The sequence below is a fragment of the Corallococcus sp. CA041A genome, assembly GCF_003612075.1.
Taxonomy (GTDB): Bacteria; Myxococcota; Myxococcia; order Myxococcales; family Myxococcaceae; genus Corallococcus; species Corallococcus exiguus.
Window position 1 is genome coordinate 1 of sequence record NZ_RAWF01000321.1, and the last position, 10,315, is coordinate 10,315.

General features: G+C 69.8%; 6 protein-coding genes and 1 pseudogene. 5 read left to right on the top strand and 2 right to left on the bottom strand.

The genetic code is table 11. The features are described 5' to 3' along the window. Positions 1-114, top strand: a pseudogene (locus D7V77_RS36740) (IS5/IS1182 family transposase); the annotation flags it as partial. A 9-nt stretch (positions 115-123) separates the two neighbouring features. On the opposite strand, the gene D7V77_RS36745 reads toward D7V77_RS36740, so the two are convergent. Next, on the bottom strand, positions 124-1,194 hold the full coding sequence (locus D7V77_RS36745; protein ID WP_120580919.1) for a hypothetical protein: 1,071 nt from the start codon (positions 1,192-1,194) through the stop codon (positions 124-126). Positions 1,195-1,366: 172 nt separating this feature from the next. Continuing rightward, positions 1,367-3,991, bottom strand: a complete 2,625-nt coding sequence (locus D7V77_RS36750) for a M12 family metallopeptidase (RefSeq protein ID WP_120580920.1) — start codon at positions 3,989-3,991, stop codon at positions 1,367-1,369. Between the two features lie 112 nt (positions 3,992-4,103). On the opposite strand from D7V77_RS36750, the gene D7V77_RS45840 reads away from it, so the two are divergent. The 4 genes from D7V77_RS45840 to D7V77_RS36770 form a co-directional block, all read left to right on the top strand. Then, positions 4,104-4,880 carry a CPBP family intramembrane glutamic endopeptidase gene (locus D7V77_RS45840; protein ID WP_158624558.1) on the top strand — a complete coding sequence of 259 codons (777 nt, stop codon included), beginning with the start codon at positions 4,104-4,106 and terminating at the stop codon, positions 4,878-4,880. A 49-nt stretch (positions 4,881-4,929) separates the two neighbouring features. Next, positions 4,930-6,591, top strand: coding sequence for a DUF262 domain-containing protein (locus D7V77_RS36760; RefSeq protein WP_120580922.1), 1,662 nt, complete (start codon positions 4,930-4,932; stop codon positions 6,589-6,591). Between the two features lies 1 nt (position 6,592). Beyond that, positions 6,593-8,590 carry a HipA domain-containing protein gene (locus tag D7V77_RS45195; RefSeq protein ID WP_233597460.1) on the top strand — a complete coding sequence of 666 codons (1,998 nt, stop codon included), beginning with the start codon at positions 6,593-6,595 and terminating at the stop codon, positions 8,588-8,590. 53 nt (positions 8,591-8,643) lie between these two features. Further along, the coding region (locus tag D7V77_RS36770) for an OPT family oligopeptide transporter (protein ID WP_147452278.1) at positions 8,644-10,315 on the top strand (1,672 nt) is incomplete at its 3' end.

Genomic DNA, 10,315 nt, shown 5'->3' on the forward strand with positions numbered 1-10,315 from the left:
TGCATGTTCCACCGCCTCAAGCGCTTCCGCGCCGTGGCCACCCGCTACGAGAAGACCGCCACCAACTACCTGGCGGTCCTCCACCTGGCCTGCATGATGCTTTGGCTTAATTAGGGACACCCCCTAGTAGAGCATGTTGGCGATGTCCTTCACCGGCTGCGGGGCGGCCTCGGTGTTGCCCAGCGCGCCCATGACGCCTCCGAAGATCATCCCGGCCGGGTTGGCGCGGCCCTTGGTGATGGAGCCGATGACGCCCTCCGCGGCGCCCTTCAGGGTGTTGACGTAGCCCTTCGCGGCGCCCTCGAGGACGCCCTTGAAGCCGCCCTCCGAGTTGCCCACGCCCGTCAGGACGTTGCTGACTCCCGGCAGGAACCAGAGGGCCTTGCCGGCCTCGCCCGCGGCCCACTGGAAGTTGTCCTTGTTGCTGCCGTCCGCCTTCACGTGGGTGTCCTTGGTGGTCGGCAGCTGGTGCTCGCCCAGGAAGGAGTAGCCCTTCTCGGCGAAGTCCTTGACCATGCCGGCCTCCGTGCCGTGGCGCGCGTCGCCGTCCTTGGTGATGCCCTCGATGTTGCCGTCACCTACGCCGCCCTTGACCTTGCTATCCCGGTCCCCGCCCGTGGAGGCCTTGGCGCTGTCGATGAACTCCAGCACCTTGGCCAGACGGTAGACGCCGTCGGCGTTCTGCTTCGGATCCTTCAGGTCCAGCTTGGGGTCGACACCCGTCTGCTTGCACAGCTGGTCGAACTTGATGTCCTTCTGGCGGCCCAGGTTCTTCAGCGCGGGCGTGTCGTCGACAATCTGCGCGGCGGAACGGTTGTCCCCGGCCGGGCGCTTGTCATTGGCGCTGGGGACGCCGTTGGAGGCCTGCTGCGGAGCAGGATCCGGCGCCTGGGTCGCGGCCGGAGCCGGAGCCAGGTTCTGGAGCTCCGGGGGGAGACCCCGGGGGGCGAAGGCGGCCGGGGCGCTGAGCATGTCCGACGCGCCCTCCATCGCGGACATCCCGCGCGGCTGCCGCCGGTTGATGATCGCGGGCTCGAACGAGTCCACCTGGCTGAAGCCCCGCGCCGGCATGCTCCGGGAGGCGTCCGCGACAGGCCCCGCGGAGAGCTGGGCCTTCGGGCTGACGAGCGCGGACTCCGCGGTGGTGGGGCGCAGCAGGGAGGAGGAGCGGGCCGTGGCCTTGAGGTCGATCATGGTTATCACCTTGGGTCTGAGCAGCGACGTGCCCTGACCTCATTGCAGCGGGCATGCCGACAAGGTGACCCGCGCAACCCCTGGAACTCACAGGAAGAGGATGCTCGCGCCAGGTGCCCGGCCGGTGACTGCAGTCACCAGGAGGATGGCGCGAGTCATCACGTCAGCGGCTTCAGTTCATCTCCACCTTCTGGAAGAGCAGCTCCGGCGGGGCGGCGCCGTCGGCGAAGTCCAGGATGGTGGTGAAGTAGGTGGGGTCGTTCCAGGAGCCATAGAGCACCTGGTCGTGGCCCAGGCCGCGGAAATCGCCCACGAGCATCCGGTTGGCCAACAGCGTGGGGTAGTAGCTCACGCCCTGCGCCTCGCTGTAGCGCACCTCGGCGGGCGCGACGCCGTCGAGGAAGTCCGCGATGAGCATGGCCGTGCCGGTGGTGCCGTTGTTCACCAGCAGGAGCTGATCATAGCCCAGGCCCCGGAAGTCCCCCGCCGCCTGGTTGTCGTCCGCGTCCATCAGCCCGTCGAGCACGGTGAAGGCACCGGACGCCTCCACGTAGCGCACCTGCGCCGGGCCCACGCCCGCGCTGAAGTCGAGGAGCTTCACCCGCGCGCCCGTGCCGGATCGGTTGAGGCAGAGCACCTGGTCGTAACCCCGGTTCTGGAAGTCGCCCACGTAGAAGCGGTCGTCGGGTTCGGAGCAGTCCTCGAAGGAGTTCGGGGCGCTCCACTCCTCGTGGTAGCCGGCCTCCGAGGGGACCACGCCGTCGCTGAAGTCGGTGATCATCACGCGGCCGCCCGTACCGGAGCGGTTGAAGAACAGCACCTGATCATGGCCCCGGTTGAGGAAATCGCCCGCGAGCTGCAGGTCCTCCGGGTTGTGCCAACCGTCGAGCAGCACGCTCTGTCCCCAGGACTCGTGGTAGCGCACCTCCGAGGGGGCGGCGCCGTCGCGAAAGTCGGTGATCATCACGCGGCCGCCCCAGCCGTCGGTGTTGATGAAGAGCATCTGGTCGTAGCCCAGGCCCCGGAAGTCACCCTGGAGCTTGATGTCACCGGGGTTGTGCCAGCCATTGAGCAGGACCGACGCGCTCCAGGACTCCTGGTAGTGGAAATTGGGGAAGGCATTGGCGTTGACGTAGCCGGAGACGAGCACGCGCGGGCCATAGCCCGACCCGTCAATGGCGATGAGTTGATCCGCGCTGCCCGTGCCGGCGAAGACGCCCGCCTTGTAGACGGAGGGCATGGCCAGCCGGAACGTCTTGGGCGCGTTGCCGAGCAGCGGGCTGTGGCGGCCCTGCTGATCCAACGCGTAGATGCGCAGCGTGTGGTCCAGGCCGTCCACGTAGTGGTCCGGGATGCGGAAGGAGAAGCCGTTCGCGCCGGACGCCATGGGATAGGCGCTCTTCACGTCCGCGCGGTAGAGGTTCGCCGTCACGTTCGCCACGGACGCCGGGTTGCCGTCGATGGAGTAGTAGACCGCGATGGACGCCGACGGCGAGTCCAGGTCCAGCGCCCAGCCCGTCACCGTGCCGTCGTAGGAGATGTTGTCGAGCGTGCCGAAGGCGCCCGGCAGGTTGAAGGTGCGCGGCGAGCCCGCGAGCAGCGGGTTGTGGAGGCCCTGCGCGTCGATGCCATAGACATACATCGTGTGGTTCTGGCCGTCGCGGTACCAGGCCGGCACCGGGAAGTAGAACCCGTGGTCGCCCAGGATGCCGTCGTACGCGGTGTTGACGTCATTGCGTGAAACGTTCGCGGTCGCGGCGCCGCCGTACGCGCCGGAGCCCGCCGGCCCGTCGATGTAGAAGTGCACGTCCACGGAGACGGACGGCGACGCGGTGTCGAAGGTCCAGCCCTTCACGTAGCCGGTGGAGGTGCTCTCCTCGAAGTTGCCCTCCATCTCACCCGGGTACATGGACGCGGCGGAGGCGACGTCACCCGCGCTCAGGGCGGTGCGCTGGCCAATGGCCTGGCCGCCCTTGGTCTGGATGGTCACCCTGCGCACGCCGGTGACGGGGTCGGCGATGCCGAAGTCCCGGGCGCCGTAGTGCATGATGGACCCATAGTCATAGGGCCCGACGTCGTCGCCGTTGCTGATGTGCTGCTCGAAGTTGTGTTCCTTGTTGGGCTCGATGTTGTCCCAGAGGATGTCCACGAAGCTGTCGCGGTCCTCGCGGCTCTGCTCGTGCCAGAAGCCGATGGCATGGCCCAACTCGTGGATGACGTTGCCCAGGCTGCACGCGCCCTCCAGCGTGACGAACTGCCGGCCGCCCTGGCGTCCCACGGACGATGAGCAGCCCTGGCCCTTCACGAAATAGACGTGGTCGACGGAGGAGGGCGTGCTGGCGGAGATGGGCACGAAGCGCAGGCCCGTGCGGCGCTGCCAGTGCCGGATGGCGTCGTTGACGACGAAGTTGTCATCCAGCGAGCCGTAGACGTGGACGTACGGGACGACGCCGTTGGGCCAGCGCTTGCTGCTTCCGCTGACCTGGATGCTCTCCGCGGAGACGCGGTTGCCGGCCTGGGCCTTCACCTTGGGAGACTCGCGCTCCACGTCCTCCACGGTGCCCAGGATGATGTCGCCCTCGAAGAGGGCCAGGCCGTTGATGGCTTCGTACTTCACCTCGCGGGCCTCGGCCTTGGGCCCAATGCGGGCCCACGTGGAGCGCACGCCGGAGATGGCGGGCGACTGGGGCGCGGGCGGAGTGGTGGGTTCGGCGGCGTCTTCCGGGCGGCAGGCGGTGCCAAGGCAGGCCACGACCGTGAGCGCCCGGATGAACCGGGCGTGATGGGTGATGCGCATGTTGGATTCCCCCTCGTTGGGAGTCGCGGTGACTCGCGGTGCGATACGCAGGGACTCGCGGAAGTTGGCTGTGCGGGGGGGACGTTTCCCGCGCTATGAGGGGGCCTCCTTCATGAGCCCCGCACCTTCCGAGTCATCGTCTCCCCCGCGTGTCGCGCTGCACTGTGCGCTCGCGTTCGTCGTGCTGTACGCCTGCTACGAAGCGCCGGAGGGGATTGGCGGACGGTTGCTGGGGAACGCCGTGGTGGCAGCGGTGATGATGACGCTCTTCCACGCGGTGGCCTGGGGAGTGGGGCGGTGGCTGGGCTACCGCAACGGCTTCCATGCGTATGCGTTGGAGTGGCGGGGCTCCGCGCTCGCGCGGGCGTTGGCGGTGATGCTGGTGCTCAAGCCGCTGTCCGTGCTGGTGGGAGTGGCGGTGGGCGTGATGCGCGTGCAGCCCCTGGAGAAGCCGTTGATGGGCACGGCGCTGCTGGTGGCGGCATTGGGCATCGTGGTGTCCACGTTCGTGCCGTCGGTGGCGGAGGACATCGTGGCGCGAGGCTTCTGGTATCGCGCGTGGCCGGTGGCGGGGCAGGGCGTGGGCTACGTGGCCCTGTCCGCGGGCGTGTTCGTGCTCACGCACGTGTACCGGTTGGGAAACGGGCCGCTGGAGTGGCTGATGTTGTTCTGCACGGGCCTGGCGTACGCGGCGGCGGTGGCCCGCACGGGCTCGCTGTGGGGCGCAGTGGGGCTGCACTGGGGATGGAACCTGGCGAACGGGCTGCTGGATCTGCAACTGGACGTCAACGCGGTGGGGCAGGGCGGCCGTGTCCTGTCCACCGTGACGGGGCTGGTGGCGCTGGGGCTGGTGGTGCTGCTGCCGAAGCGACGGGGCTCCACGGTGTAGGTGGCGGGTTCTGGAGCTTCGGGTTACAGACCGGGGGAGGAGGATCGCGATGCCCGCTCCCCTGACGCGGCGCCCGGAGACGAAGTCGTTCAGCATCGAGGACCTGCTCGACCGCGTGCGGCGCGGCGAGGTGCGCATCCCCGACTTCCAGCGCCCCCTGCGGTGGACCGCGGAGGACGTGCGCGACCTGCTGGACAGCGTGTACCGGGGCTATCCCATCGGGACCCTGTTGTTCTGGCGACGGGAAGCCCCCGCCGCCAATGTCAGCTTCGGCCCCGTGCGCATCGACGCGCCCTCCACCAGCCAGGGCCTGTGGGCCGTGGACGGACAGCAGCGCGTGACGGCGCTCGCGGGCGTGCTGCTGCATCCGTCGTATGGCGACGAAGCCGGACGCGACGACTTCCACCTCTACTTCGACCTGGAGACGGGGGAACTGCATGCACCCCCGGAGACAGGGGCTCCGCCGCCGCACTGGCTCCCGATGAACGAGGTGCTGGACAGCGAGTCGCTGCTCCACTGGCTCAACCGCTACCCGGGCCGGGAGGCACACCCGGAGCACCTGCGCGCCGCCATCCGCCTGGGCAAGGCCATCCGTGAGTACCAGGTGCCCGCGTACGTCGTGGACACGGCGGACGAGAAGGTCCTCCGGATCATCTTCAAGCGCCTCAACACCGCGGGCCGTCCGCTCACGGATGAAGAGGTGTTCAATGCGCTGTACGTGGGCTCGCGCTCGCTGAGCCTGGAGTCGGTGACCGAAGGGCTGCGGGAGCTGGGCTTCGGGAGCATCCCGGAGTCGCTGCTGCTGCGCGCCGTGCTGGCCGTGCGCGGCCTGGACTTCACGCGGGGCTACCAGGAACAGCTCAACCAGGACGACGAGCTCACGGAGACCGTCCGCCGCACGGACCGGGCGCTCCGGGACGCCATCGTGTTCCTCAAGCGCGATGCGTTCATCCCGCACCTCAAGCTGCTGCCCGCCCCGGAGAACTCGCTGGTCCTGCTGACGCGGTTCTTCCAACTGCACCCGGAGCCGACACCGCGTTCGCGGGAGCTGCTGTCGCGCTGGATCTGGCGCCACATCGTCTTCGGCGGCTGGGAGCTGAAGCCCCCGGAGGCCCTCCAGGTCTTCGCGGCCATCCGCTCCGACGAGGAGCGCTCCCTCCAGACGCTGCTGGCGCAGGTGCCGCCGCCGCTCATCCGATGGTGGATGGAGACGGGCATGCCCGTCATTCCCCACTCCATCGCGCGGCCCCCGCTGGTCCTGCGCATCGCGATGCTGTCCCTCCAGCCGCGCCACCTGCTGACGGGCGCGGTGCTGGACCCCGGAGAGCTGTTGGAGCAGCAGGGCGAGGGCTTCCAGCCCATCCTTCCCGCGGGTGACCCCCGGTGGACCACGCAGCGGGTCTTTGACCGGAGGACGGTCCGGCGCCTGATGGAAGGGACCTTCAACTTCCTCTTCCATCCTCCGGTGCCGGGGCACTCCCTCTCCCAGATGCTCGAAGCGCAGCCGCCTCCGAGCGAGGACATCCTCCACAGCCATGGGCTCAGCCCGCAGGCCATGGAGTCCTTGCGGCGCAATGACGGTGCGTTCCTCCACCTGCGCCAGATGGTCCTGGAGCCCGTCCTGCGCCAGTTCATGGAGGCGCGCACGCGCTGGGACGACTCAGACCGGCCTTCGCTCCAGTCGATGATCATCGACGACGATGAGGACTGACATGGACCCCACGCTCCCTGTGTCCACCACGGGCATCCTCGACGTCCTCATTGGCGACGTGCACGTCGGCACGCTCACGCTGCTCGCGGACGAGCGCATCGAGTTCAGCCTCTCCGAGGACTACCGCCAGCGCTACCCTCGCCCCGTCCTGGGCCAGTTCTTCGAGGACGACCTGTCGCGCCGTCACACCAGCCGCATGCGGCTGCCGCCGTTCTTCTCCAACCTCCTGCCCGAAGGCCCGCTGCGCGACCTCATCTCCGAACGCCAGCACATCGCCCGGCAGCGTGAGTTCTTCTTCATCGCCCACCTGGGCGCGGACCTCTCCGGCGCCGTCATCGTCCGCCCCGCGGGCGAGCTCGCCGGCCACGACGCGCCGCTCGCCGAAGCTCCCGCCGAACCCGTTTCGGACGGTGAGCCGCTGCGCTTTTCGCTCGCGGGCGTGCAGCTCAAGTTCTCCATGCTCCGGCGCGACCGGGGCATGACGCTGCCCATGGGCGGCCTGGGCGGAGACTGGATCGTCAAGCTCCCGGACAACCGCTACGACCGCGTGCCGGAGAACGAGCTGTCCGTGATGACGTGGGCGCGCGCCACCGGCATCGACGTGCCGGAGCTCCAGTTGCTCCCGGTCGCTGACCTGCACGGCCTCCCGGAGGGCATCACCCTGCGCGAGGACCTGGCCTACGCCATCCGCCGCTTCGACCGGCCGTCCCCCGGCCGCCGCGTGCACATGGAGGACCTGGCGCAGGTGCTGGGGCTGTACTCCGATGAGAAGTACAAGAAGTACAACTACGAGACCATCGCCAACGTGCTGCTCAAGGTCGCGGGCCTGGACGCGCTCCAGGAGTTCCTGCGGCGGTTGGTGTTCATCATCGCGTGCGGCAACGGCGACGCGCACCACAAGAACTGGTCCCTCTACTATCCGGATGGCACGCGCCCCACGCTGTCTCCCGCGTACGACTTCGTCTCCACCATCCAGTACATGCCGCAGGACCAGCTCGCGCTGAACCTGGCGAAGTCCAAGCGCTTCGAGGACGTGTCGCTCCAGAGCTTCGAACGACTGGCGCGCAAGCTGGGCCTGAGCGACGACGATGTCCTCCCGGTGGTGAAGGGGGCCGTCGAGGTCGCGCTCGACACGTGGACCACGCTGCGCGCGGACCTGCCCATGCCGGAGTTGTTCAAGCAGCGCATCGAGGAGCACTGGAAGCGCGTCCCGCTGCTCCAGGGCAACGTGAAGCGCAGCTCCGGCGAGCTGCGCCAGACGGTCAACGCCTTCTTCACCCTCTACAACGAGCTGCCCCGCCTGGGCCCTGGCAGTGACGCCTGCACCCGGGAAGCGCTGCGGCGCCTGTCCCCGCTGCCGCCCTCGCCGCGCGTGCTGGACCTGGGCGCGGGCACTGGACGGCAGTCGCTGGTGCTCGCGCGGGAGCTGGGCACGCGCGTCACCGCCGTGGACCTGCACCGGCCCTATCTTGACCGGCTGGAGCGCGAGGCCCGCGAGCAGGGGCTGTCGGACGCCATCGTCACGCGCCAGGAGGACATGCGCGCGCTGTCGCTGCCTCCTGCTTCCGTCGACCTGCTCTGGTCCGAGGGCGCCATCTACCTGATGGGCTTCGAGCAGGGCCTGCGCCAGTGGCGGCCGTTGCTCGCGCCCGGTGGACAGGTGGCCGTCACCGAGTGCACCTGGCTCACGGACGTCCGTCCTCCGGAGGCGGTGCGCTTCTGGTCCGCCGGGTACCCGTCCATGGGCACCATCGCCCAGAACCGCGCCAGCGCGGAGGCCGCGGGCTTCACGGTGCTGGACACCTTCACGCTGCCCGCGTCCGCGTGGTGGGACGACTACTACACGCCGCTCCTCCAGCGCATCGACCGGCTGCGCCCCACCGCGGACGCGGCCCTGCGCGAGGTCATCGCGGCGGCGGAACAGGAAGTGAACCTGTACCGCCGCCACGGGGACAGCTACGGCTACGTCTTCTACCTGCTGCGTTCGCGCGAGGCCTGACGCCTCGGGCCGTGGTGGCGCGGAAGGGGACGAACGGAGAGGATGGACGGCCCATGACGGCCTCCGCTCCCCGCGCCGTCCCCGCCGGGGACACGCCCACCGACGCCTCGTTGACGCTGCTGCGCATCCCCGGCACGACACAGGCGGAGGTGGACACGTATTGGCTGAAGCACGTGTACCAGGGCGACCGGCTGCCCCAGCTCACCCTGCGCGCGGTGCTCCTGGGCGCGGGGCTGGGCGTGCTCACCTGCGCCACCAACCTCTACGCGGGCCTGAAGACGGGTGTGGCGTTCGGTGTGGCCGTCACCGCCGCGCTGCTCGCGTCCGCGACGCATGGGGCGTTCCGGCGCTTGAGCCCGCGCGTCGCCGGGAGCCCGTTGTCCCTGCTGGAGTTGGGGTGCGCGCAGACGGTGGCGTCGTCGGCGGGGTATGCGACGGGCGGCGCGCTCGTGTCGGTGCAGGGGGCGTGGTTGTTGACGACGGGGCACCACCTGCCCGGGATGACGCTGCTGGCGTGGACGTTCCTGTTGTCCGCGCTGGGCGTCCTGTTCGCGGTGCCGTTCAAGCGGCAGCTGGTGGACCGGGAGCAGCTTCCGTTCGCGTCCGGGACGGCCGCGGCGGCGACGGCTCGCGCGCTGCATTCGGGAGGGGAGTCGGCGGGGCCGCGGCTGCGCATGCTGGGCGTGGGCGGGCTGATCGCGGGTGTGTTGACGCTCGCGCGCGATGGCTTCGGGCGCTTGCCCTATGCGTATGCGTTTCCCGGGACGCTGGGGGGCGTGTCGCTGGAGCGGTTGGGGTTCGCGCTGGAGACGGGGTTGATGCCGGTGGGCGGCGGCGCGCTGCTGGGCGTGCGCGTCACCGCGTCCATGTGGCTGGGGGCGCTCTTCGTCCATGGCGTTGTCGCGCCCCGGTTGATGGCGGCGGGCGTGGTGGCTCCGGATGGGGACTTCCTCGCGTGGGCGCTGTGGCCGGGCGCGGCGGCGCTCACCACCGCGTCGCTGTTGCAGTTCGCGCTCCAGGCCCGCGTGTGGGGCCGGGCGCTGCGGGGGCTGCGCGGGCAGCGTCAGGCGCCGCATCCCATTGAAGCGCTCCAGGTGCCCGGGCGGTGGTGGGTGGCGGGGATGCTGGTGCTGACGCCCGCGACGGTGGCGTTGGCGCGGGTGGGCTTCGACGTGCCGGTGCCGCACGCGCTGCTCGCGGTGGCGCTGTCGTTCGTGCTGTGTCTCATCTCCTGCCGTGTCACGGGGGAGACGGACATGAGCCCCGTGGGCGCGCTGGGGCAGGTGACGCAGCTGACGTATGGCGTGCTGCTGCCAGGGGACGTGCGCGCGAACCTGGCGACGGCGGGCATCACGGTCAACGCGGCGTCCTCCTCCGCGGACCTGCTCACGGACCAGAAGGCGGGACACCTGCTGGGCGCGGATCCTCGCCGCGTGTTCCTGGCGCAGCTGTTGGGGTGCGTCGTGGGGGCGCTGGTGGTGGTGCCGCTGTTCTACCTGCTGGTGCCAGAGCCGTCCGTGCTGGGGTCGGAGCGCTTCCCGGCTCCGGCCGCGACGATGACGGCGGGTGTGGCGCAGGTGCTGGCGTCAGGGCTGGGTGCCGTCTCGGTGGACCTGCGGCTCGCCATGGCCTGGGCGGCGGGCGCGGCGGCCGTCCTTACGCTGGGGGAGCAGGCGTTGCCGGAGCGGTTCCGCCGCTGGACGCCCTCGGCGGTAGGGGTGGGGC

Excerpts from the sequence above, each read along its gene's own strand:
- D7V77_RS36760 (WP_120580922.1), top strand. The coding sequence starts at position 4,930 with ATGCCCGCTCCCCTGACGCGGCGCCCGGAGACGAAGTCGTTCAGCATC.
- D7V77_RS36750 (WP_120580920.1), bottom strand. The coding sequence starts at position 3,991 with ATGCGCATCACCCATCACGCCCGGTTCATCCGGGCGCTCACGGTCGTG.
- D7V77_RS36745 (WP_120580919.1), bottom strand. The coding sequence starts at position 1,194 with ATGATCGACCTCAAGGCCACGGCCCGCTCCTCCTCCCTGCTGCGCCCC.
- D7V77_RS45840 (WP_158624558.1), top strand. The coding sequence starts at position 4,104 with ATGAGCCCCGCACCTTCCGAGTCATCGTCTCCCCCGCGTGTCGCGCTG.
- D7V77_RS45195 (WP_233597460.1), top strand. The coding sequence starts at position 6,593 with ATGGACCCCACGCTCCCTGTGTCCACCACGGGCATCCTCGACGTCCTC.